The following is a 23,645-nucleotide window of genomic DNA, read 5'->3' as shown; positions in this document are numbered from 1 at the left end:
ATGATCGATTTAGGTTGAAATGACAATTTACTTATTCCCATTCAATAGTTGCAGGTGGCTTTGAACTTATATCATACACCACTCTATTAACGCCTTTTACCCGGTTAATTATTGTATTAGATGTTTTCTGTAAAAATTCATATGGCAAATTAACCCAGTCTGCAGTCATACCATCTGTAGATTCTACCGCTCTAAGTGCTACAACCTGCTCATAAGTTCTTTCATCTCCCATCACCCCTACAGATTGAATTGGCAATAAGATCGCTCCTGCCTGCCAAACCTTATCATACAACATCCAGTCTCTTAATCCCTGAATAAATATATGATCTACCTCCTGAAGGATCCTTACTTTTTCAGCAGTGATATCTCCTAAGATCCTGATGGCAAGTCCAGGTCCAGGAAATGGATGTCTACCTAATAATTCCTTATCAATCCCAAGTTCTTTTCCAACTCTTCTCACTTCATCCTTGAAAAGCATCCTAAGCGGCTCCACTACTTTAAGCTTCATAAAGTCTGGCAATCCGCCAACATTATGATGAGATTTAATCGTTACTGAAGGTCCGTTTACCGAAACCGATTCAATAACATCTGGATAAATAGTTCCCTGTGCCAGGTAAACCACGTCTTTTATCTCGTGAGCTTCATCATCAAATACTTCAATAAAGGTATTCCCAATAGCCTTACGCTTTTCTTCAGGATCACTTAATCCCTTGAGCGCATCCAAGAAACGTGCCGAAGCATCAACGCCTTTAACGTTAAGCCCCATATGTTTGTATTGATCAAGGACGCTATCAAATTCGTTCTTTCTCAATAGTCCGTTATTTACGAAAATGCAATAAAGGTTTTTACCTATCGCTTTATGCAAAAGTACCGCGGCTACTGTAGAGTCTACACCACCACTAAGTCCAAGCACAACCTTATCGTCCCCTATCTTTTCCTTTAATTCTGAAACTGTAAGATCTACAAAAGCACCCGGCGTCCAGGATTGTTTTGTACCTGCAATTTTCACAAGGAAATTTTCAAGAACTTGCTTTCCGTCTGTAGAGTGATAAACTTCAGGGTGAAATTGTATCCCGTAAGTTTCTTCCCCGTCAATTCTATAAGCCGCGTTCAATACATCTGAAGTACTGGCTAATCTAACCGCATTTTCAGGAAGTTTAATAATAGAATCACTATGGCTCATCCAAACCTGTGAATTCTCCTTGATATTGTCAAATAACGGCTCAGCATCTTTGATCACAGTCAGGTTTGCTCTACCGTATTCTCTCGTATCAGATGGCTCTACTTTTCCGCCGTAAAATTGAGCGAAGTATTGCGCCCCATAACAAACCGCCAACATTGGTAATTTACCACGAATTTGTGAAAGATCAGGATGTGGAGCATCTTCAGCTCTTACCGAAAAAGGACTTCCGGAAAGGATGACTGCTTTAAAAGTTGATAGATCTTCTGGGATTTTAGAATATGGATAGATTTCGCAGTAAATATTCAGCTCTCTAACTCTTCGCGCGATAAGCTGCGTGTACTGCGAGCCAAAGTCTAGGATGAGTACGTTGTTTTGCATGCGCAAAAATAGGAAAACGAGAAAAAATGAAAGCAAAGGAATTGATAAAATTTCTATATTTAAAAAGCTAAATCACATCACATGAAATACCTTAGTGCTATAATATTTTCTATTGCCATTGTTCTTGCCGCCTATTATTTGGGTAACTCTTATGTCTCCAGAGCCAACCCAGACGGAGTTATCGCTGTAACCGGTTCTGGGAGTGAAAATTTTGTTTCAGATCTTATCGTTTGGGAAGGTAGATTCAGCCGCATGAATGAGAACTTAGAAGAAGCGTATAATCAATTGAATCGCGATAAAGAGATCGTTAGAAAATACCTTATAGACCAGGGCATTAAATCTGAAAATATTGTTTTTAATTCGGTACAAACAAATGAACAAAGAGAGAATCAATATCAAAATGGAAATTTTACGGGTAGCATCTTTAAGGGCTATGAATTAATACAGCCAATTAAAATTGAATCGGCCAGGGTAGAATTGATCGAAGGTGTTTCCCGGGAGATCACCGAGCTTTTAAACAAAGGCGTTCAATTCAACTCTTCTCCTCCAAGATATTATTACACAAAGATTGCAGATTTGAAGATTGAGATGATCTCAAAAGCTACGGAAGATGCTCGTTTAAGAGCTGAAAAGATTGCAGCAAATAGTGGTGAAGATCTTGGAGATCTGAAAAGCGCCAATATGGGAGTATTTCAGATCACGGGACAGAATAGCGGGGAAGATTACAGCTGGAGTGGAGCGTACAACACGGCAGATAAAAACAAAACAGCCTCAATTACAATGAGGCTGGAATATGAAATTGATTGATATATCTATTACTACTTTTAATTCTATTATAAATAGTAATATTATTTACTCAGGGCCTTTACTATCCTATCTTCATTTATCAATACATCTCGAAATAAAACATGAGGGAACTCGTGATAAGCAGACTCCTTAAATGATTTATAAATTTTTAATAAAGATGAAGCTGTGATTAATGATAAATTCAATTCTACATTCATCTCACAATCGGTAATAAAATCGTCTGTGAATTCCGGTGATACAAGTAGAATTTTGGCAATACGCTTTTCCTTTTTCTCCACTTGATTCTTATAAGCTTTTAATTGCCTAGAAACGGTACTGAATTTATTATACCCTTTTTCTTTACTTGTCTTACATTCAACAATGATTACATCTCCATTATCAAGGTGAAGAATAATATCCATTATATCTTTATTGGATTTTAAACCATTCTTAAGCCCATCATCAACGGTAAAACCAAGCTCTTGAAATATTCTACCAGTTAACTCTTCGAATTTCAATCCAAGTTCACTTTCCTTAGTAGTTATACCATTTTCTTTTAATCCATTTAGGTCTCTATAAGCAACCCTCTCATAGTTTTCAAGGAAGAGATTATCTGCATCTTTGTAATGTTCAAGGATATTTAAAATATTATTTCCCCGCTGCTTAATCCCATTCTCTGCAATGAAATATTTTAGATCATCTTTTTCTATTAGATCTAATATATCTCTAGGCTTAATGTTGAAATCTAAGAGAAAATCACCTTTTAATACAAATTCCTCCTGCAATTCAAATTGATCCCTGATTTGTTTGTTGAGTTTAGGTAAGGAATTGTTAAGTTCAGCCAATAATTTCTCATAACCATCAAGGGCTATAGGTATTTTTTCATCTCTTTCAATATGATCAAAATGTTCAATCAGACTATCAATCTTATCTTCCAAAATACTGCCTCTAAGGTTTTCTATTTCTAGACCTTTCTCTACAACCTCATTCAAATATTTCTTTTTTTCAGTAAGAGTTGTATTCTTTTTATGAATGTCCTCAGCAAGTAGTGATTTAAATGAGATACCTTCTTTAATAATTAATTCAATTTTATTATTAAAAGATTCTTTAATCGAAATATTATGGGTCCTGCATATTTGATTAATTACAGGCTCTCTCATTATTCTAAGAGTTCTTCTCAAATATTTGTCTGCTACATCTTTACCTCTTAACCTTCTTAATAGTCTCACCATCTCATCTGCAACGTATATAGTATTCTCTTTCTTGGAGAAGAAAATAACACCAATATTTTTAAGATTATTAACTACATCAAGAATCTCTAATTTCTTAATAGGCAATATGGAGTAGTTTATAAGCTTTACCTCCTCTTGAGAAAGGTCTAATACATTTGAAAGGGTTAAAACAATGGATAACTCATCTGAGGTGATTTTTGCTTCCCTATTATTTTCTATATCATTTATGTAAGCTGTTTCAAGACAAGATTTATAAATATGATAATCTCTTTTTCTTTCTATCGACAGCTCCGATTTAGGATCAGAAATAGACCTTTCCATCTCCTTAACCCTACTCTTGATCTTCTTAACTTCCGATTCATATAGTCTGGAAAACCAATCTAATTTCATAATACAGTTCCCATCCCTAGTAATGATATCAATCAAGATATCCAATTGTGAAGAAGTCTCTTGAAATTCACATTTCAAGCATTTATAAAACTCATCCTGAATTAGTTCAAAAACCTTTTTGACATTCTCACTATCAGCTGATTTTAAACCTTTATCCGCAGAACTTAAGATTTTTTCTACTTGCTTGGAATTTTTAGGGTCATGAGAAATGATATTATCAATGACCTTTATAAATGAGTTTTTCTCAATTGAACCTAAACGATCCAATACGCTATCTAATTTCATGTAATTCTAAGGTTGGTTAAAATGTAAATTTAGATCGGTACTGAGGTATCGTAGGGAGTTCATCAGTGCAGATTGCTTATAAATATAGAAATTTGAACTAACATTCCACTCTTAGGCCTAAAAAAAATAAGCTCGTTTTTATTGATAATGTGAAATTTCAACCTTATTCACTTTTTTTTAAACCAAAAAATAGATTTTCAATTACCTCCTAAAATAATACAACCTCATAAATTATTTATGAGGCTGGAATATGAAATTGATTGATAGAGATCTAATTCAAGGTTTCTAATATCTGGTCTATATCGTCCTCTGTGGTATCTGGATTTATAAAACAGAAACGAACAACACTTTCTCCTTTCCAGATAGATGGCGTTACCAGCGCAAAGCCTGAATTATGATTTTTATAGGTCCAGTCACGATAATCTTCTGCTGTCCACCCCGTTCTTTTAAAAAGGACAACAGATAAACTCGCAGGTCTCATTAACTCAAGATTATCATTCTCCTTAACTTTTTCAGCAGCGATCTTCGCCAGCTCAATTCCGCGTTCTATAGCTTCTTTATATTTATTGGTGCCGTGCATAGCCAGGGAAAACCAAAGTGGCATTCCTCGAAGTCGCCGGGTTAACTGAATTTGATAATCGGCAGGATTAAAGCCTTGCGCACCTTCATCCTTAAAGATCTCCAGGTAAGCTCCTTTTTGAGAATGTGCCTTTTTAGCAAGCTCGAGATCCTTATAAATTACTGCTCCACAATCATAAGGCGAAAACAGCCATTTATGAGGATCTATTGTTATACTATCTGCCTTTTCTATCCCATCAAATAAGTGTCTTACCGAGTTTGCAGCCAGCGCTCCTCCGCCATACGCACAATCTACATGGAACCAGATATTTTCCTTTTCACAAACATCTGCCACTCCTTTTAGATCATCTATGATCCCGGCATTAGTTGTCCCCCCAGTTGCAACTACCGCAAACAGTCGGTTTCTATCCTTATCATTGAGGTTTTTAATCGCCTTGCTTAATTCTTTTCCAGAAAGAAACTCTTCATCTGAATCTATTAAATGAACATCTGCATCCATCACTTTGGCCATAGACTTTATTGAGCTATGAGCCCCGGTGGAAGTTAATAGTAAAGCTCTTTCTTTAGCATGATCTGGCTTTTGTTCTCTCCACTCTTCCCTTGCTGTAACTAATGCTGAAAGGTTTGCGGCGGTACCTCCACTGGTAAAAACTCCAAAAGCACCTTCAGGAAGTTTAGTTAGGGAAACCAGCCACTTCATTGCCTGGTTTTCACAAAATATCCCTCCGGCACCTTCCATCCAGTAAGCCCCATGAATACTTGAAGCCGAAGTTACAAGATCGAACATGATGGCAGCCCTAGTAGGCGCAGCAGGTACAAAAGCTAAATGTCGTGGATGATCTATAGGCACGGTAGCCTTCACCAGCACATCCCTGAATAACTGAAAAGCATTTTCACCCCCAATCCCTTCAGGAGTAATGGTTTCTCCCACAATTCTTAATAGATCTTCTTCCTTTTTGGGAGAACCCAATTCTGGAGTAACATTAGAGATACGATCTATAGTATATTTCATGACATCTAAAGTCATTTCTACCAGATCCATATCTATGGTATGCATTCTATTATTTTCCAAAAGTCAAAATTTTAAAGTTAACCTCAAGCGGATCTAATTCTTCGATTAGTTTCTCGATCAAAGTTTCTCCATATTCCGCATAGAATTGAGAAAAATTAGTTTGTCTTTCCTGGAGGCTACGATTAGGAAAAAGCTCATTCTGCAGCTCGGCTATTCTTTCTACTTCATCCTTTAATTTACGCTTCTGTGCTTTTAATAACCTTTTTTCCAGATTATCCAGGCCTTTAAGTTGCTTAACCTCCTGTGCTTTTACTGCACCCAGAAAAGTCTCATCAGTTTGTTCGGCAAGATCGTACATATGCTGAAATTGTTCTACCAAATGCTCTTTCTGCGGAGAAAAATCTATATCGATATTTGAAATTTTTCGAACCTTCCGGTTTATCAATTCATGTTGCTTTAGAAATAATTCCTGTATAGAAATATTTAATCGTTCACGCTTATCATCCTGTTTACGAGTTTGCAACAGTGCCGAATTTCGAAGCATTAACATAGGAAATGTTATTTTTTCAGCCTCGAAGTAGGATTTTAGTTCCAGCCAGTATGCCAGCTCTCCTCCTCCACCTATATAGCATAAATTAGGCAGGATCGCTTCCTGATATAGCGGTCGCAACATTACATTAGGACTAAATCTTTCCGGATGATCATTTAATTCAGTAAGAATTTCGTCTTTAGTCCAGGATATTTCAGTTTCATGCACAAAGAACTTTCCATCCCTTTCAATGATCCTTTCGCGAATTTCTTCATTGAGATAGAATAAATTAATTTCCCTGGGTGTAACCTGAGCATTATAACCCTGTGAATTTATTTTTTCAACTGCACGGGTCGTATTTTCATGAGAAAGCTTTTGAAACAACTCATTTTTAACCTGTGGAATAAAATGCTTTTTCAACCTCGCATCTCCCGCAGCAATGATCACCAATCCATATTTCCCGAAGAGTTTATTAGCAATGTAACGCGTAGCATCTGTTAGATTGTCATTTTTCAGGTATCCTTCTTTAAACAGATCTTTCAAATAATCTGCATCTTCACCGCCACCTATTTCCGCGGAAAAAAGCTCGAACACCTCATTAAGACCTTCAGTTGAAAGTCCGCCAACGGCAGTTTGTCCTGCTCTTTTATCGGCATTGTTCCATTTAAATTTTTTACCATTTAAATTGAAAAAATTTATCTCCTCGAAATCATGATCTTCCGTTGCCATCCAGTAGACAGGAACATATTCATTCTCCGGAAATTCATCCTTCAGTTTTCTGGTTAAATTGATCGTGGAAACGATCTTATAAAGAAAATAAAGAGGCCCGGTAAAAAGATTTAATTGGTGACCGGTTACAATAGTATAGGAGTTTTCGGCACTTAAAGAATCGATATTCTTCCTGGTGCTATCAGAAACCTCAAGTTGGGAATATTGATCATTCAATACCTCAACAAGACTTTGTCTAATGCTGTGATCATAATTCCCTTTCTTTTCCCTGATCTGAGCATCAAAGTTTTCGATTTTAGGAAAACGATTATAGAATTCCTGCAGACTGGTTTTTTCCGTCAGGTAATCAAGAATTAAAGGAGTGAAATAATTGGTTTCGGGATACGAAATACAATCGGTTGGCATAAATTTCAATTGTGGTTGCAAAGATATCGAAGATAGGCATTTTATTCCCTAAATTTTAGTTAATTCGAGCTTAGATGCTATCTTTACTCGGCTTATTCGAAACTAACTACTTAATGAAAAATTATTACCTAATTATAGGCTTACTATTTTTAAGCTTCCATTTAGTTACTGCCCAGAAAATTAAAAGCCCTTCAGAATTTCTAGGATATGAATTGGGATCCCAGTTTTCACGACATGCAGATGTGGTAAACTATTTTAATCATGTCGCTGAGAATTCTCCAATGGCAGAATATCATACTTACGGAAAAACGAATGAACGCAGACCTCTTACTTATGCTGTAATATCTTCAAAAGAAAATATGGCGAAGCTGGAAAATATTAGAGGTTCCCATTTAAATAATGCGGGAATTGGCAAAAATCAAAGTGATTCTGAAATAGCTATCGTATGGCTGAGTTACAATGTACATGGTAACGAAGCTTCCAGTACTGAAGCTTCTATGAAAACTATTTATAAGTTGATTACCGAAAAGCAGGACTGGCTAAAAAATACAGTTGTGATCATTGACCCCTGTGTAAATCCCGATGGAAGGGATAGATATACTAACTGGTACAACCAGGTAAAGGCCGAACCTTATAATATCACCCAGGAAGCCGATGAACATCATGAACCCTGGCCGGGCGGGAGACCCAATCACTATCTTTTTGACCTTAATCGGGATTGGGCATGGGCCACGCAAATTGAAACCCAGGAAAGACTTAAAATTTACAATCAGTGGTTACCGCATATACACGTAGATTTTCATGAGCAGGGAATTAATGACCCTTATTATTTCGCACCAGCTGCAGAGCCATTTCATGAAGTAATTACACCTTTCCAAAGAGATTTTCAAACCTTAATTGGTAAGAATCATGCTAAATATTTTGATGAAGAAGGATGGCTGTATTTTACGGGAGAACGCTTCGATCTTCTATACCCCAGTTATGGCGACACCTACCCTACCTATATGGGCGCTATCGGAATGACCTATGAACAGGCTGGTCACGGGCGCGCAGGCCTGGGCATTAAAACAGATGAAGGTTATGTACTTACTTTAAAAGATCGTTTGGAGCATCATTTCACCACTGGGATTTCAACAGTTGAAGTAGCTTCCAAAAATGCTTCAGAATTGAATAATGAATTTCAGAACTATTTCAATTCAGATGATTTTGAATATGCCAGCTATGCGCTACAAGGAAATCCTGATAAACTCAACGCATTAAAGGAGCTATTAGACAGGCATGAGATCAAATATTCATATGCTAATTCGGGGAAAATTAGCGGGTATAGTTTTAATTCAAGTTCTAATGGAAGTTTGAACAGCGATAGGAACACCCTTATCGTATCAACCAATCAGCCGAAAGCTAAAATGGTTAAGGTGCTATTCGAGCCGAAAACCAAATTAGCAGATTCCCTTACCTACGACATCACTGCATGGAGTTTGCCCTATGCATATGGGCTCGATGCTGTCGCCAGCAATAAGCTCATAACCGGTTCAGAAAAAACCAGTGAAAATAAAATCGAAAATAAAACCAATTCCAATGCTGCCGGATATATTGCGAAATGGAACAGTATGCAGGATGCCCAATTCCTGGCTGAGCTGATTAAAAGCGAAATAAAAGTTCGTTTTAGTGAAGTCCCTTTTGAAAGCAACGGTCAAAAATTTAAGCCTGGAAGCCTTATTATCACCAAAAGCGACAATAGAAAACTGGAAAATTTTGATTCCAGAGTCATTGAGATCGCAAATAAGTTCGAACGTCAATTATTAACCACCAAAACGAGCTTCGCTGGTAGCGGTCCAGATTTTGGATCTTCAGACATAAAGATTATAAACCACCAGAAGGTGGGTTTATTAAAAGGAGATGAAGTTTCTTCTCTCAATTTTGGTGAGATATGGTATTTTTTTGAGCAGGATCTTAATTATCCAGTTACACCATTGAATTCAGCTTATTTTAATAGATTAAACCTTAACGAATTCGATATTTTGATAATGCCGGAAGGATGGTATAGTGAGTTTTTAGAGGACAAGAATCTGGAAAAGATAACCTCCTGGGTAGAAAGTGGGGGAAAACTGATCGCTGTAGGGAATGCAATTTCTAATTTTATCGATAAAGAAGGATTCGGGATCAGGGAAAATAAAACTGAAGAAAAAGATACCACAGCTGCCGAGGCAAACCTTATTTCCTACGCCAAAAGAGAACGTGAAAATATAAAAAACCTGATAACCGGAAGTATCATAGAAACCCAGTTAGACAACACCCATCCTCTGGCTTTTGGGTATAATGAAAATTACTTTACGCTTAAACAAAGCAATGACAGCTATTCCTTGTTAAAGGATGGATACAATGTTTCTTATATTAAGAAGCCAAAGATCGTTTCTGGTTTTGCCGGAAGTGAAGCGGTTAAGAACCTTAATAATTCCCTGATTTTTGGAGAGGTCCCTATGGGAGAAGGTAGTATTGTTTATATGGTAGACAACCCTTTATTTAGAGCATTCTGGGAAAATGGAAAACTTTTCTTTGCAAACGCAATCTTCTTTACCAATAATACAGGTTACGATTACTAATTATAATTCAGAAAATGAAATTCATAAAATCATTCATCCTCATTTTAATACTGGCAGTTGTTAGTCCAACTATAGGCCAGGAAAAGACTGAAAACTTTTCAGTTGATTTCGAAACTTTTAACCTTGAAAATGGCTTAAAAGTAATTCTGCATCAGGACAAATCTGATCCTGTAGTTGCGGTTGCCCTTACCGCTCATGTAGGATCGGCCAGGGAAAAAGAAGGCAGAACCGGATTTGCTCATTTATTTGAACACCTTTTATTCCTGGAATCTGAAAACCTTGGTAAAGGTGGCCTGGATAAATTAAGTGCAAGAATTGGTGGCTCTGGAGCTAACGGCTCTACAAGCAGGGATAGAACCAACTATTTCCAGACTGTTCCTAGCGATGCCCTGGAAAAAATGATCTGGGCTGAAGCTGACAAACTTGGATTTTTTATAAATACAGTTACTGAGCCGGTACTGGCAAAGGAAAAGCAGGTTGTGAAGAATGAAAAACGTCAGAATATAGACAACCGACCATATGGTCATACTTTCTATGTCGTAGACAGGAATCTTTATCCTAACGATCATCCTTATAACTGGCAGGTAATAGGAAGTCTGGAAGACCTTCAAAATGCTACTTTACAGGATGTAAAAGACTTTTACAATCAATGGTACGTTCCCAATAATGTGATCTTAACCATTTCCGGAGATTTCGATAAAGACCAGGCCAAGGAATGGGTGCATAAATATTTTGACGAAATAGAAAGAGGTCCAGAGATCAAGGAGCTGGAAAAACAATTGGTTACTCTCTCTGAATCAAAAAGACTATATCATGAAGATAATTTTGCCAGGTTACCAGAGTTAACCCTTACCTGGCCTTCAGTATATTCCTATCACAAAGATTCCTTCGAATTAGAAATTCTAGCAAATTATCTAGCTGCTGGAAAGAATGCCCCACTTTATAAAAAGCTGGTAGAAGAAAAAAAGCTTGCAGGCAATATAGATATGTTCAATTATACCTCTGAGCTAGCTGGACAATTAATGCTTCAGGTAAGAGCTTATGAAGGTAAGGATCTGGATTCAGTTAAACTCGCGATCGATGAGACCTTTGCTGAATTTGAGAAAAATGGAATTCCAGAAAAAGACCTGAAAAGGATCAAAGCAGGATTAGAGACAAATTTCTATAATTCGATTTCCAGTGTTTTAGGAAAAGGGTTTCAACTGGCGCAATATGAGATCTTCGCGAAAGACCCGAATTTCATAAATAAGGAGGTTAACAAATTACTCGCTGTATCGGCTAAAGATGTAATGGATGTTTATAATAAATACATCCAAGGGAAGAATTTTGTAGCTACCAGTTTTGTACCTAAGGATCAGGTAGAACTTGCTCTAAAAAACTCAAAAAAGGCCGAAGTGATCGAAGAAAAGATCGTGGAGGGTGCTGAAGAAGATTTCGATCCAAATCAAAAAGTGAGTTATGATAAAACTCCATCTAGTTTCGACAGAAGCATTGAACCTCCATATTACGGGAAACCTGAGCTTAATATTCCCGAGATATGGGATACGCGACTACCGTCTGGCATGAAGATCATGGGAATCACTAATAGCGAGGTTCCAGTAGTACAATTCAGCCTGGAAATGAAGGGTGGAAAATTACTGGAAAAAACTGCTAAGGCAGGAGTTTCCAGTATGCTGGCAAGCATGCTTACCAAAGGAACTGCAAAAAAAACACCAGCAGAACTGGAAGAAGCTATAGAACTTTTAGGAGCTTCAATTTATGTGAATTCCAGTGAGGAAAAGATTACTATTTCCGGGAATACCCTGGCAAAAAACTATGCTGAAACTATAGACCTGGTTAAAGAGATATTACTCGAACCAAGATGGGATGAAAAAGAATTTGAGCTGATCAAGCAACAAACCCTAAGCCGACTACAGGAAGAGAAAGGAGATCCTAATGCTATTGCTCAGAATGAATTCAAAAAACTTATTTATGGAGAAAAAAGTATACTCTCCTATAACGAATTAGGAACTCCAGAAACTATTCAGAATTTAAGCCTGGAGGACCTGAAGAACTATTACGAGGAAAATCTTTCTCCTTTAGCTTCCACTTTCCTGGTGGTTGGTGCTGTTCAAAAAGATGAAGCCTTAAATCCTGTAAAAGCGATTTCGGCAAACTGGGCTCCTAAAAATATTGATTTCCCTGAAATTCCTGAATTTGACCTTCCGGAAAAATCCAGGGTTTATTTTTATGATGTTCCCGGAGCAAAACAGTCGGTATTCGCTTTTGGAGCTCCGGCCCTTTCAGCAAAAAATGAAGATTTTTATCCAGCAGAGGTAATGAATTATCGCTTAGGCGGAGGAAGTTTTGCTTCCAGATTAACTCAGGAATTAAGAGAAGGTAAAGGTTATACATACGGCATTCGCTCCAGGTTTATGGATAGATCCTATGTAGGACCATTTATGATCTCTAGTGGCGTAAGAACCAATATCACCTATGAGGCTGCAGAACTTGTAAGAGATATCATGAAAGATTATATCACCACCTTTGACCAGAAGGATCTGGAGGTTACTAAGAGTTACATGATAAAGAGCAACGCCCGTAGATTTGAAACTCTTGGAGCAAAATTGAACATGCTAAGAGAAATTAGTGATTACGGATACGACTATGATTATATTAAGGATCGCGAGCAAAAGGTCGAGGAATTAGGAGTATTGGAAATTCAGGATCTGGCAAAAAAATATGTTAATCCAGATAGAATGTATTATTTGATCGTTGGTGATGCCGAAACTCAAATGCAGCGTTTGGAGGAACTAGGATATGGTAAGCCAATTCTTCTAAATGCTGAAGAAGAAAATAACAATTAAGAACTAGAAACATAAATGAAAAAAGCGGAAGTTGAACTTCCGCTTTTTTTATATGAATACTGCTTAGAACTGAACTATTCAGTTCTAACCTTAATTTCTTTACGCTTAGGTTTTTCAGTAGTTACATTTAAAGGTTCTCCATATAGGTCAAAATCGGCAGCTTCGGTGATCTTAACTTCGTAGTAATCACCTGTTTTCAGGTAAACTGAAGTAGCATCGATCAACACTTCATTATCAACATCTGGTGAATCAAATTCGGTACGGCCAATGAAGTAATTACCTTCCTTACGATCTATCACTACATTAAACACTTCGCCAATTTTCTGCTGATTCAATTCCCAGGAGATCTGAGATTGAATTTCCATAATTTCATTGGCTCTCTCCTGCTTTACTTCCTGAGGTACATCGTCCTCAAGATTATAGGCGTGAGTGTTTTCTTCATGAGAATAAGTAAAACAACCAAGACGTTCAAAACGCATCTCTTTCACCCACTCTTTTAATTCCTGGAAATGCTCTTCGGTTTCTCCGGGATAACCAACGATCAGCGTAGTTCTAATAGCCATTTCGGGAACTGTTTTTCTAAATTCCTTCAGAAGTTTCGTCGTCTTTTCATGAGTGGTTCCGCGACGCATGGATTTTAGAAGATCATCTGAAATATGCTGAAGTGGAATATCAAGGTAATTACAAACCTTAGGCTCACGTTTCATTACATCAAGCACATCCATAGGGAATCCAGTTGGGAAAGCATAATGCAATCTAATCCACTCTATACCTTCTACTTTTACCAGGTTCTCCAGTAATTCAGCCAGATTACGCTTCTTATAAAGATCAAGACCATAATAGGTAAGATCCTGGGCGATCAAGATCAATTCCTTGACTCCATTAGCGGCAAGTTTTTCAGCTTCTTTTACAAGGTTTTCAATTGGTGTAGATTTATGACCACCACGCATTAAAGGGATGGCGCAAAATGAACACGGACGATCACAACCTTCAGCGATCTTTAAATATGCGTAGTTCTTTGGAGTAGTTGTTAACCTCTCTCCTATTAATTCATGCTTGTAGTCAGCTTCCAGTGCTTTTAAAAGTCCGGGAAGTTCTGTAGTCCCAAAATACTGGTCTACATCTGGTATTTCCTTCTGAAGATCTGGCTTATATCTTTCACTTAAACATCCGGTCACAAAAACCTTATCTACATCTCCCTGTTGCTTTTTCTCAACGAATTCCAGGATCGTATTTACAGATTGTTCCTTGGCATTATCAATAAATCCGCAGGTATTTATCACCACGATATTACCATCTTCTTCATGCACAACGTCCTTATCATTCGCTTTCAACTGCCCCATCAAAACCTCTGAATCGTATACATTCTTACTACAACCAAGGGTTACAACGTTGATCCTGTTCTTTTTTAGTGACTTCGTCCTCATATACTTATCTACTTTTTAGCCCTGATCCTCTTCAAAGGAAAATCCAAAGCGGGTGCAAAGATACAATCTAAAATTAGATATACCTGAAAGTCTTTAAATTGAAGCTATTAAAGGAAATATTCGTGAAGTTGGATCATCCATTCTTTTTCATAATATCGCACTACACTTATTAATATAGCACCGGCAATTACATAGGCCCAATGATACGAATTTCGCTTTACCATTATCCCGCCTACTATGGCAAAAACAAGATATGGAATAGAGAGAATTAGATTGGGGATCATCCATGCACCCTGAAATATTGCCAGGATCTTCATGATCACATAGAAGATACTATAGAAAAAAATGATCTTGGAAATTAATACCAGATATCTCTGTGAATTACTACTCATTATAATCTGCAGGTGTTTTTCTTCTTTTGGTATTCTTTTCAAATAAATACGCGAATTGTAATAAGTGTTCTTCAGTAAAAGGTTTTCCTATAAAAGTTAAACCCATTGGCTTATTTTCTGAAGTATAGCCCATAGGAACCGTAATAGCAGGATATTTCGCAACCGCGGCATAGCCAGCATGATAGTTATTTATTGAAAGTACAGCATCAAGATCATGCTCTTTCATCGGTTTTTCAAAAAATCTGGTTCCGTTTGTTTTAAGCGTATCTTTTATAGCAGCAAATTCTTTTTCACTTGATGAATCTTTTACTATTCCTAAGAACAATGCCTGCCCATAAGGAGCTCTGTTCAGGGAATCCTTTTCATTATAAGCGACTACATCCTGAACACTCTTATAAGATACATCTCCTCCATAATTCTTGAAATAGGCCGCAAGATCCTTTTTCATATCAAGATTAAGGAGTCTTAGAAAGTTAGGGAGATCAATTTCTTCAGCTTCAAATTCAACGATCTCGGCTCCTGCTTTTCTTAGATCATTAATTGCTCTAACATAGAGCGTATCTTCCATCAATGATTTTATAGCGCCAAAACGTTTTCCTTTTAGCTCTGCTTTTTCCAGATTCGAATAATAAACCGCTTGCTGTTTTCTCGCTTTTGCTGAAGCAGCATCTGCCTTATCCACACCTTTCATCGCATCCATGAGAATCGCATTATCTATTACAAATTTAGTAATAGGACCTGGAGTATCTAAAGTGCTGGAAATTGGAACAATCCCTCCCCTGCTTAAAACTCCAATGGTGGGCTTTAATCCAACTACCGAGTTTGAACTTGAAGGGGATAAAATAGAACCTGAAGTTTCTGATCCAACGGCTACAGGAGCAAAATTTGCAGCTACAGCTACCCCGCTACCTGAACTCGAGCCACCCGTATCATGAATTTTTCTTCCGTAGGGATTTAGCGTTTGACCACCAACCGTAGAAAAACCGTTAGGGCAACCTTCACAGAAAAAATTAGCCCATTCGCTAAGGTTGGCTTTTCCCAGTATCAATGCACCATTTTCTTTTAATTGCTTTACGATAAAGGCATCTTTAGTCTGGTTATCCTTAAGCGCATAAGAGCCTGCGGTCGTAGGTATATTAGCCGTATTAATATTGTCTTTTAGAAGTACCGGAATCCCGAAAATTGGATGATGATTCTCAGCTGTACTCATTTGCTGATCTTTCTCCCTGGCTTCCTTAATAAGATTAGGATTTAAAGAGATAACAGAATTTAAGGAAAGATCATTTTCACGATCGTATTCTTTAATTCTGCTTAAATAAAATAGAGCTACCTCCTCATAAGTAAGCTTTTCATTATCTATGGCCTGCTGAATTTCAGGAATAGATCTTTCAAAAACCAGTGCTTTTACTTCTTCGTAAACTTCGGTAGAAAATTCTGAAAGATCAGCTTCAAAAGGCTTCCAGAGACTATCGTTATCAATTAACCTGGAATCAACCTGTTTGAACTCTATTTCTTCCACGTTGGTAGAATCTTCCTGAACCTGATCTACCTCAGATGCATTTTCAGACTTATCATTATTACAGCTTATAAAAGCTGAAGCGATAAAAAAAAGTAAAAGTTTTTTCATGGGTCTATTTAAAGAATGAGTCTACAAATTCGTATTTATTAAATACCTGCAGATCCTCAATTCCTTCTCCTACTCCAATATATTTTACAGGGATTTTAAACTGATCGCTAATTCCTATCACCACACCACCTTTAGCCGTACCATCCAGTTTAGTTACCGCAAGTGAAGTTACTTCTGTAGCCGCAGTAAACTGTTTAGCCTGTTCAAAAGCATTCTGACCTGTAGAACCATCAAGAACCAGTAAAACCTCGTGAGGAGCATCTGGAATGGTTTTTTGCATTACTCGTTTCACCTTTGTAAGTTCCTTCATCAGGTTTACCTTATTGTGAAGTCTACCCGCAGTGTCAATAAGAACCACATCAGCATCCATTTTTACAGCGCTTTGCACAGTATCAAAAGCTACCGAAGCAGGATCACTTCCCATTTGCTGTTTGATAATAGGAACGCCTGTTCTATCAGCCCAGATCTGTAACTGGTCTATAGCCGCAGCTCTAAAAGTATCTGCAGCACCTAGAACAACTTTCTGTCCCTTACTTTTAAACTGATGCGCCAGTTTACCGATAGTAGTGGTTTTTCCAACTCCGTTGACACCTACTACCATGATGACATACGGTTTAGTATTTTCAGGAATATGAATTTCTGAAGCCTCGCCTGTATTTGTTTCTGAGAGTAACGCGGCGATCTCTTCGCGAAGTATTTTATTCAGCTCATCTGTACCCAGATATTTATCCCGGGCAACTCTTTCTTCAATTCTATTAATGATCTTAACCGTAGTAGCAACACCAACATCACTACTTACAAGTACATCTTCCAGGTCATCAAGAACCTCTTCATCTACTTTAGACTTTCCGGCAACAGCCTTACTCATCTTATCCAGGAAACTTGATTTAGATTTCTCTAATCCCTTATCCAGATTTTCCTTTTTCTCTTTAGAAAATATCTTTTTAAATAAACTCATTTTGTTTGGCAGGTTTAAAAGCAAAAGAAGGTTAAAACCCTCTCACAATGCGGCAATAAATATACATAAAAAGAAAAAGCCGTCCAGATTAAATCCAGGACGGCTTTTAAAGATTATTTAAAATCGTTTGTGAACGATCCTTACTTTTTCAAAAAGTCGTTTACGTCTTCCGGAGCCATGATCTGTTCTACAAAAGTGTAGGCACCGGTTTTCTCAGATTTAACCATTTTTATTGCTTTGGTTAATCTTTTAGATCCTGTTTGAATAGATGCTACTGATTTCTTTGCCATGACTCAATTATTTTATTTCTTTATGAACCGTCATTTTCTTTAGAATTGGGTTGAATTTCTTCAACTCGATTCTATCCGGTGTATTCTTCTTATTTTTTGTAGTAATATATCTTGAAGTACCTGGTTGACCAGATGTCTTATGCTCTGTACATTCTAGAATTACCTGAACTCTGTTACCTTTCTTTGCCATTGTGAAATATTTTTAGGTGCTGCTAAGGATTATTTCTGAAGAAATCCTTTAGCTTTCGCTTCCTTAATTACGGCAGAAATGCCTTTTTTATTGATATCTTTTAATGCAGACGTACACACTTTAAGTGTTACCCATCTATCTTCTTCAGGAAGAAAGAAACGCTTTTTAACTAGATTGGCGTTAAATTTACGTTTAGTCTTATTCATGGCGTGAGAAACATTATTCCCAACCATTGCTCTTTTCCCGGTAAGTTCACAAACTCTTGACATTGCTCTATACTTTTCTCGTTATTTCAAAACAGGCTGCAAATTAACGATTTTTTTACCTAACAGGCAACTTATTCAAAAAAAATATTTTACTCCTGAAATATTTCCGGCGAATCATCGTTTAGCTCCTGTCTCAGTGCTATTCCGAGTGCAAAAATAAGATTTTTAATTCATATAAATCAAGGGAAAAGAAACCGAATATTCTAATTCTTAAGATCATTGATCTGAAAATCAAATATCGTCCCTGACTTTTATGATACTTTCCTGAAGTAATTCCATTGCCTTATTTACAGATTTGCCAATCACCTTTTCGCGATGATTACCAAAGTTGAATTCCCTGGCGCTTACACCTTTCGGGGTTGCAATGCCTATAAAGACAGTACCCAATTCTGCATCGCTATCTCCTTTAGTAGGCCCTGCATTACCCGTAGTTGATATCGCGAATTCAGTATGAAATTTTTGCTGAGCCCCTAATGCCATAGCTTTAGCAACTTCAGCACTAACAACCGAATGCTTTTTAATAATTTCTTGAGGCACATTTAAAATTTCAGATTTCGCTTCGGTAGAATAACTTACCACACTTCCTTTAAAGCTTGCCGAAGATCCAGGCGCCTTAGTAAATTTAGAAGCCAGTCTTCCACCCGTACAACTTTCAGCAGTAGAAAGCGTCCAGTTTTTTTCAGCTAACATTCTACCAATAACTACTTCTACTGGGTCTTCATCCTCATAACCATAGATTATATCTCCAATGAAGTGATGTAGTTTTGAAATCTCAGACTCTATTAGATTTTTAAGCCTTTCTTCATTATCCCCTTTAGCCGTTAACCTCAGTCTCACTCTTCCCAGGTTGGGCAGATAAGCCAATTTGACCTCAACAGGTAGGTTATCCTCCCAGGATTCTATCCTTTCAGCAATGGCACTTTCACCCAGACCATAGGTGATCACCGTTTTATGCAGAATTATTGGCCGGGCATAATTTTTAATAAGTCTTGGAATAATTTCTCTTTCCATAAGTCCTCGCATTTCATACGGCACTCCAGGCATAGAGACAAACACCTTCCCATTTTCCTCAAACCACATCCCAGCTGCCGTACCATACTCATTATGCAGTGCAATGGCCTTTGAAGGAAGTAAAGCCTGATCGCGGTTAAGACCCGAAATTGGGGTGTCTATGTATTTATCAAAGAGATATTCTATATGTTTCAGAACTTTTTCATTCCGGATTAATTCATCACCAAAGAATTCACAAAGACATTTCTTGGTAATATCATCTTTTGTAGGCCCAAGGCCCCCGGTAATTATAACAATATCGGCTCTTTGTGATGCTTCTTTTAAAGTTTGAAGAATGTGCACACGCTCATCCTGAATAGAAGTTATCTGGTGAACGCTTACACCTATCTTATTGAGTTCTTTGGAGATATATGCTGAATTGGTATCAACAACCTGACCGATGAGAATTTCATCTCCGATTGTGACTATTTCAGCTTTCATTCTAATTCAAAATCTCGTTTGAGCGCGATCGCTGCTACATCAACTTTTTTAGTAATAGCTTCAGCAGCTTGCGGTACTTCCCCTTTTTTTTGTCCATTTTTGGCCCAGGCTTCAATGGTTAGTATCTGGTCCATAAGATTTAAACCAAAAAGCTGAAGGTTAGGCTTCATTTTATGGGCAAATTGATAAGCCAAAGATGGATTATCATTTCCAATAGCCTCATTCATTGCAGCCACATCTGGCGGAATTTCTTCAAGAAAAGTTTGTACCACGACCAACATGAAATCATCATCTCCGCCGGCCATTTCTTTAACCTCGTCTAGATTATAGCTACTCATTAAAATTGTTATTTAACTCGAATTGAAAACATTTTATTTTCCTCCAGATATCCTGTAAGTCGGTCATCTGGAGAAACCTTACCTACCCCCGCAGGAGTTCCGGTAAAAATAATATCACCGATCTTTAAGGTGAAATACGTCGAAATATAAGCAATTAATTCATCAATTTTCCACAACATATGAGATGTGCTGCCTTTCTGAACTACCTCCTCATTTTTTTCCAGCCTAAAGCCAAGATCATCTATATCTCCCAGCTCACTTTTACCTATCCATTTATTAGAAACGACTGCAGCGCCATCAAAGGCCTTAGCCTTCTCCCATGGCAATCCTTTTTCTTTTAATTTTTGCTGAAGATCCCGGGCTGTAAAATCTATCCCCAGGCCTATTTCATCATAATATTTATGTGCAAACTTCTCCTGAATATGCTTTCCTATTTTCTTGATCTTAACAAGAACTTCCACCTCATAATGAACCTCATTTGAAAAATCAGGAATGAAAAAAGGCTGCTTTTTTAATAAGATTGAAGTATCAGGTTTTTGAAAAAGAACAGGATCTTCAGGTTTCTCATTTTCCAGTTCTGCAATATGATCGGTATAATTGCGGCCTACACAAATTATCTTCATCAGGACAATTTATTATTGAGTTTGCGAAGTTTAATCGCGGTAAGCACCTTTTTCGTGTATAAAGGAAAGTCCGCATTCTGTATCCAGCCAAAATATCCAGGCTCGTCATCTAAGACCTGCTCCACATGTTTTCCTTTATATTTTCCGAAGGCAAACACCTCTTTTCCTTTTTTATCATAACCAATAAATCCGGCGAAATCTGCAAATTTCTTTCTTGAACTGAAATCTGCCAGCCATTTCATATCATTTTCCAGATCATTATATTTATCCAGCTGCGATTTCAATACCTCGTAAGTTGCTTCTGTATCTGCTTCTGCGCCATGTGCCCCCTCCAACTCTTTTCCGCAATAGAAATGATATGCAGCAGAAAGTGTACGTTGTTCTTTTTTATGGAATATCGTCTGGACATCAACAGCAACCACGTTCTTCATTTCAAAATCGATACCAGCTCTAAGCAATTCTTCTACTAAAAGCGGAATATCAAATCTATTGGAGTTATAACCTCCGAGATCGCAACCTTTAATTAGATCGTGCACCTTTGTTGCCAGCTCTTTAAAGGTAGGCTCATTAGCCACTTTTTCATTGGTGATACCATGAATGGCAATTACTTCAGCAGGAATATCTCTTTCAGGATTTACCAGCCAGGTATGACTTTCTTTATTACCATTTGGAAATACCTTTAGAACAGCGATCTCTACAATTCGGTCTTTAGAAATATTAGTTCCGGTTGTTTCCAGGTCGAAGAAACAAATAGGTTTGGTAAGCTTGAGGTCCATATTTTAAAATTTCAGTAAAGTTAGTATAATTTGAGAATTCGCTTAAAATTATCATCAGGAAATACAGGAAAAACTAATCCTTAAAAAAATGAAAAAGCCACGCAGAACGTGGCTTTTTATATAACAAAGAATTAAAATTCTAAATTTCTCTATTCTTGTCAAAACCTTCAAGGTATTGAGCAACTCTTTGCACGAATTGTCCTCCTAATGCTCCGTTTACAACCCTGTGGTCATAACTATGCGAAAGGAACATTTTATAACGTATACCTATAAAATCACCGTCTGGTGTTTCAATAACAGCAGGCACTTTACGTATCGCTCCCAGGGCTAAAATCCCCACTTGCGGCTGATTGATTATTGGGGTTCCCATGATACTGCCAAAAGTTCCAACATTGGTAACCGTATAAGTTCCTCCCTGGATATCATCTGGTTTTAATTTATTTAACCGGGCACGATTAGCAAGATCATTCACCGCCTTAGCCATTCCTACGATATTCAATCTATCTGCGTTCTTAATTACAGGAACAATTAAATTACCATCTGGAAGTGCGGCAGCCATACCAAGATTAATATTTTTCTTTTTAATCACTTTAGTTGCATCCTCGTTAACCGAAATATTGATCATCGGGAAATCCCGTATCGCTTTAGCAACCGCCTCCATGAATATTGGAGTAAAAGTTAGCTTTTCGCCTTCTTTCTTCTGGAACTCATTTTTATGTTTATTTCTCCAGTTCCATACGTTGGTAACATCAACTTCGATAAAAGATTGAACATGGGCAGATTTCTGAACGCTGTCCACCATGTGATGGGCAATCATTTTACCCATACGGCTCATCTCTATAATCTCGTCCTCGCCGCTCATTACAGGTTCTGCTTGCTTAGCAGATGCCAGACCTTTATCTTCTGTTGATTTGGCTTTAGGTTCAGTAGCTTTCTTAGACTGAGAACCTCTGTTTTCAACGTAGCTAAGAATATCATTTTTGGTTACTCTTCCTTCCTTGCCAGTACCATCAATACCTTCAAGTTCATCCAAGGAAATCCCTTCCTCTTTGGCTATATTTTTAACCAGGGGTGAATAAAATCTGGCTGAATCTGAATAATCTTCGTTTGACGTATCTGCTGAAGCTGTCTCTTTAGCCGTCGCAACACTTTCTTCTACCTGAGCTGCTGCTGCAGGCTCTTCCGTTTCCACTTCATCTGCACCACCTTCAACCTCTCCATCTGTTTCTATAATAGCGATAGTCTGTCCTACTTTAACCACATCATCAGCTTCGAAAAGCTTTTCAATTAATTTACCATCTACTTCACTAGGAACTTCACTATCCACTTTATCGGTAGCTATTTCAAGCACCGGCTCATCCATCTCTATAGTATCTCCAACTTCTTTAAGCCAGCTTGTTATCGTTGCTTCTGCAACACTTTCACCCATTTTGGGTAATTTTAATTCAAATTTTGCCATATTGTTAAATCAGATGCGATTTTTGTTATTTGAGTTGCGAATTTAATCAAAATACCGCTTATTAAATATTAAAAAATCAATAAAATTAGTTTTTACTGAATTTCTTATAGCAGCATTAAGCTTTCAAATTCCTGCTAAAATTACGATTTCAGCTAAGGAATTGAAAAAGATTCGGGAATTTTTAAATTTTAATAAGCTTTAAAAGACGGTTTTCTTTAGCTCTTCATAGAATTTTCAAACGGGATCCTGTTTGTGATACTTCTTCCCAGTGTAACCTCATCTGCATATTCCAATTCGTCTCCTACTGAAATTCCGCGGGCAATAGTCGAGGTTTTCACACCTGTGCCCTCTAACTGTTTAAAAATATAGAAATTGGTAGTGTCACCTTCCAAAGTACTACTCAAGGCAAAAATGATCTCCTCAATTTTACCGGCATTAACTTTATCTATTAGAGGCTTAATGGATAACTGAGAAGGACCAATACCATCCATAGGACTAATTTTACCGCCAAGCACGTGATAGTGACCTCGATACTGCCCCGTATTTTCTATGGCCATCACATCCCTGATATCCTCCACCACACAAACGATCTCTGAAACCCTATTTGGATTAGCGCAAATTTCACAAAGATCTGTATCGCTAATATTATAGCAGTTTTTACATAATTTAATATTCTCCCTAAGATTGCTTAAAGCTCCTGCTAGTTGTTTTGTTTGCTCTTGTGGTTGTTTTAATAGATGTAAAACCAATCTTAAAGCAGTTCGCTTACCTATTCCCGGCAATTGAGACATTTCATCAACGGCCTGTTCCAGTAATTTTGAAGAAAAATCCATATGCGAATTTATGATTTT

20 protein-coding genes are annotated in these 23,645 nt (G+C 37.4%); 3 read left to right on the top strand and 17 right to left on the bottom strand.

Annotation, left to right across the window (positions count from 1 at the left end; genetic code table 11):
• Nucleotides 1-31: 31 nt before the first annotated feature.
• The gene (gene guaA / locus G530_RS0107725; protein ID WP_026933979.1) at nt 32-1,561 is read right to left on the bottom strand and encodes a glutamine-hydrolyzing GMP synthase; all 1,530 of its coding nucleotides are present in this window, start codon (nt 1,559-1,561) and stop codon (nt 32-34) included.
• A gap of 81 nt (nt 1,562-1,642) precedes the next feature.
• On the opposite strand from guaA, the gene G530_RS0107720 reads away from it, so the two are divergent.
• Nucleotides 1,643-2,368, top strand: coding sequence for an SIMPL domain-containing protein (locus tag G530_RS0107720; protein WP_026933978.1), 726 nt, complete (start codon nt 1,643-1,645; stop codon nt 2,366-2,368).
• A 41-nt stretch (nt 2,369-2,409) separates the two neighbouring features.
• Here G530_RS0107720 and G530_RS0107715 read toward each other — a convergent pair whose 3' ends face one another.
• The 3 genes from G530_RS0107715 to bshC form a co-directional block, all read right to left on the bottom strand.
• Nucleotides 2,410-4,254: a restriction endonuclease gene (locus G530_RS0107715; RefSeq protein ID WP_026933977.1), complete on the bottom strand. Its 1,845-nt coding sequence runs from the start codon at nt 4,252-4,254 to the stop codon at nt 2,410-2,412.
• Between the two features lie 271 nt (nt 4,255-4,525).
• Nucleotides 4,526-5,890 (bottom strand): pyridoxal phosphate-dependent decarboxylase family protein, encoded by a 1,365-nt coding sequence (locus tag G530_RS0107710; RefSeq protein ID WP_026933976.1) that lies wholly within the window; start codon nt 5,888-5,890, stop codon nt 4,526-4,528.
• A 4-nt stretch (nt 5,891-5,894) separates the two neighbouring features.
• Entirely contained in the window at nt 5,895-7,508 is a 1,614-nt protein-coding gene (gene bshC, locus G530_RS0107705) for a bacillithiol biosynthesis cysteine-adding enzyme BshC (protein ID WP_026933975.1), read from the bottom strand.
• Nucleotides 7,509-7,621: 113 nt separating this feature from the next.
• Here bshC and G530_RS0107700 point away from each other — a divergent pair, with 113 nt between their 5' ends.
• Both G530_RS0107700 and G530_RS0107695 read left to right on the top strand, forming a co-directional pair.
• Nucleotides 7,622-10,111: a M14 metallopeptidase family protein gene (locus G530_RS0107700; RefSeq protein WP_026933974.1), complete on the top strand. Its 2,490-nt coding sequence runs from the start codon at nt 7,622-7,624 to the stop codon at nt 10,109-10,111.
• A 14-nt stretch (nt 10,112-10,125) separates the two neighbouring features.
• Nucleotides 10,126-12,957, top strand: coding sequence for a M16 family metallopeptidase (locus G530_RS0107695; protein ID WP_026933973.1), 2,832 nt, complete (start codon nt 10,126-10,128; stop codon nt 12,955-12,957).
• Nucleotides 12,958-13,031: 74 nt separating this feature from the next.
• Here G530_RS0107695 and rimO read toward each other — a convergent pair whose 3' ends face one another.
• The 13 genes from rimO to recR all read right to left on the bottom strand — a co-directional run bounded on the left by rimO (nt 13,032) and on the right by recR (nt 23,627).
• Entirely contained in the window at nt 13,032-14,384 is a 1,353-nt protein-coding gene (gene rimO, locus G530_RS0107690) for a 30S ribosomal protein S12 methylthiotransferase RimO (RefSeq protein WP_026933972.1), read from the bottom strand.
• Between the two features lie 107 nt (nt 14,385-14,491).
• A complete protein-coding gene (locus tag G530_RS0107685) occupies nt 14,492-14,776 on the bottom strand; it encodes a hypothetical protein (RefSeq protein ID WP_240472139.1) in 285 nt (94 codons plus the stop codon).
• Nucleotides 14,769-16,403, bottom strand: coding sequence for an amidase family protein (locus G530_RS0107680; RefSeq protein WP_026933970.1), 1,635 nt, complete (start codon nt 16,401-16,403; stop codon nt 14,769-14,771). Before G530_RS0107680 ends, G530_RS0107685 begins: the two co-directional genes overlap by 8 nt.
• 4 nt (nt 16,404-16,407) lie before the next feature.
• Nucleotides 16,408-17,361, bottom strand: coding sequence for a signal recognition particle-docking protein FtsY (ftsY, locus tag G530_RS0107675; RefSeq protein ID WP_026933969.1), 954 nt, complete (start codon nt 17,359-17,361; stop codon nt 16,408-16,410).
• A 140-nt stretch (nt 17,362-17,501) separates the two neighbouring features.
• Nucleotides 17,502-17,651: a DUF4295 domain-containing protein gene (locus G530_RS17505; RefSeq protein WP_084509775.1), complete on the bottom strand. Its 150-nt coding sequence runs from the start codon at nt 17,649-17,651 to the stop codon at nt 17,502-17,504.
• A 7-nt stretch (nt 17,652-17,658) separates the two neighbouring features.
• Nucleotides 17,659-17,841 carry a 50S ribosomal protein L33 gene (gene rpmG / locus G530_RS0107665; protein ID WP_011710111.1) on the bottom strand — a complete coding sequence of 61 codons (183 nt, stop codon included), beginning with the start codon at nt 17,839-17,841 and terminating at the stop codon, nt 17,659-17,661.
• Between the two features lie 29 nt (nt 17,842-17,870).
• Complete coding sequence (gene rpmB / locus G530_RS0107660; protein WP_011710112.1) at nt 17,871-18,110, bottom strand: 50S ribosomal protein L28; 240 nt, start codon at nt 18,108-18,110, stop codon at nt 17,871-17,873.
• A gap of 228 nt (nt 18,111-18,338) precedes the next feature.
• Nucleotides 18,339-19,598 carry a competence/damage-inducible protein A gene (locus G530_RS0107655; protein WP_026933968.1) on the bottom strand — a complete coding sequence of 420 codons (1,260 nt, stop codon included), beginning with the start codon at nt 19,596-19,598 and terminating at the stop codon, nt 18,339-18,341.
• A complete protein-coding gene (locus G530_RS0107650) occupies nt 19,595-19,936 on the bottom strand; it encodes an Hpt domain-containing protein (RefSeq protein WP_026933967.1) in 342 nt (113 codons plus the stop codon). Before G530_RS0107650 ends, G530_RS0107655 begins: the two co-directional genes overlap by 4 nt.
• Before the next feature lie 8 nt (nt 19,937-19,944).
• Nucleotides 19,945-20,559: a fumarylacetoacetate hydrolase family protein gene (locus G530_RS0107645; RefSeq protein ID WP_026933966.1), complete on the bottom strand. Its 615-nt coding sequence runs from the start codon at nt 20,557-20,559 to the stop codon at nt 19,945-19,947.
• Complete coding sequence (locus G530_RS0107640) at nt 20,559-21,335, bottom strand: 3'-5' exonuclease (protein ID WP_026933965.1); 777 nt, start codon at nt 21,333-21,335, stop codon at nt 20,559-20,561. Before G530_RS0107640 ends, G530_RS0107645 begins: the two co-directional genes overlap by 1 nt.
• 139 nt (nt 21,336-21,474) lie before the next feature.
• Nucleotides 21,475-22,794, bottom strand: a complete 1,320-nt coding sequence (locus tag G530_RS0107635; protein ID WP_026933964.1) for a dihydrolipoamide acetyltransferase family protein — start codon at nt 22,792-22,794, stop codon at nt 21,475-21,477.
• 215 nt (nt 22,795-23,009) lie between these two features.
• Nucleotides 23,010-23,627 carry a recombination mediator RecR gene (gene recR / locus G530_RS0107630; protein ID WP_026933963.1) on the bottom strand — a complete coding sequence of 206 codons (618 nt, stop codon included), beginning with the start codon at nt 23,625-23,627 and terminating at the stop codon, nt 23,010-23,012.
• Between the last annotated feature and the right edge of the window lie 18 nt (nt 23,628-23,645).

This window comes from Christiangramia echinicola DSM 19838 (assembly GCF_000423065.1).
GTDB lineage: Bacteria > Bacteroidota > Bacteroidia > Flavobacteriales > Flavobacteriaceae > Christiangramia > Christiangramia echinicola.
This window is presented reverse-complemented; position numbering and strand designations above follow the sequence as displayed.

Bases quoted from the DNA above. Each gene is read 5' to 3' on its own strand.
- guaA (WP_026933979.1), bottom strand. From the start codon at position 1,561: ATGCAAAACAACGTACTCATCCTAGACTTTGGCTCGCAGTACACGCAG.
- G530_RS0107720 (WP_026933978.1), top strand. From the start codon at position 1,643: ATGAAATACCTTAGTGCTATAATATTTTCTATTGCCATTGTTCTTGCC.
- G530_RS0107715 (WP_026933977.1), bottom strand. From the start codon at position 4,254: ATGAAATTAGATAGCGTATTGGATCGTTTAGGTTCAATTGAGAAAAAC.
- G530_RS0107710 (WP_026933976.1), bottom strand. From the start codon at position 5,890: ATGCATACCATAGATATGGATCTGGTAGAAATGACTTTAGATGTCATG.
- bshC (WP_026933975.1), bottom strand. From the start codon at position 7,508: ATGCCAACCGATTGTATTTCGTATCCCGAAACCAATTATTTCACTCCT.
- G530_RS0107700 (WP_026933974.1), top strand. From the start codon at position 7,622: ATGAAAAATTATTACCTAATTATAGGCTTACTATTTTTAAGCTTCCAT.
- G530_RS0107695 (WP_026933973.1), top strand. From the start codon at position 10,126: ATGAAATTCATAAAATCATTCATCCTCATTTTAATACTGGCAGTTGTT.
- rimO (WP_026933972.1), bottom strand. From the start codon at position 14,384: ATGAGGACGAAGTCACTAAAAAAGAACAGGATCAACGTTGTAACCCTT.
- G530_RS0107685 (WP_240472139.1), bottom strand. From the start codon at position 14,776: ATGAGTAGTAATTCACAGAGATATCTGGTATTAATTTCCAAGATCATT.
- G530_RS0107680 (WP_026933970.1), bottom strand. From the start codon at position 16,403: ATGAAAAAACTTTTACTTTTTTTTATCGCTTCAGCTTTTATAAGCTGT.
- ftsY (WP_026933969.1), bottom strand. From the start codon at position 17,361: ATGAGTTTATTTAAAAAGATATTTTCTAAAGAGAAAAAGGAAAATCTG.
- G530_RS17505 (WP_084509775.1), bottom strand. From the start codon at position 17,651: ATGGCAAAGAAATCAGTAGCATCTATTCAAACAGGATCTAAAAGATTA.
- rpmG (WP_011710111.1), bottom strand. From the start codon at position 17,841: ATGGCAAAGAAAGGTAACAGAGTTCAGGTAATTCTAGAATGTACAGAG.
- rpmB (WP_011710112.1), bottom strand. From the start codon at position 18,110: ATGTCAAGAGTTTGTGAACTTACCGGGAAAAGAGCAATGGTTGGGAAT.
- G530_RS0107655 (WP_026933968.1), bottom strand. From the start codon at position 19,598: ATGAAAGCTGAAATAGTCACAATCGGAGATGAAATTCTCATCGGTCAG.
- G530_RS0107650 (WP_026933967.1), bottom strand. From the start codon at position 19,936: ATGAGTAGCTATAATCTAGACGAGGTTAAAGAAATGGCCGGCGGAGAT.
- G530_RS0107645 (WP_026933966.1), bottom strand. From the start codon at position 20,559: ATGAAGATAATTTGTGTAGGCCGCAATTATACCGATCATATTGCAGAA.
- G530_RS0107640 (WP_026933965.1), bottom strand. From the start codon at position 21,335: ATGGACCTCAAGCTTACCAAACCTATTTGTTTCTTCGACCTGGAAACA.
- G530_RS0107635 (WP_026933964.1), bottom strand. From the start codon at position 22,794: ATGGCAAAATTTGAATTAAAATTACCCAAAATGGGTGAAAGTGTTGCA.
- recR (WP_026933963.1), bottom strand. From the start codon at position 23,627: ATGGATTTTTCTTCAAAATTACTGGAACAGGCCGTTGATGAAATGTCT.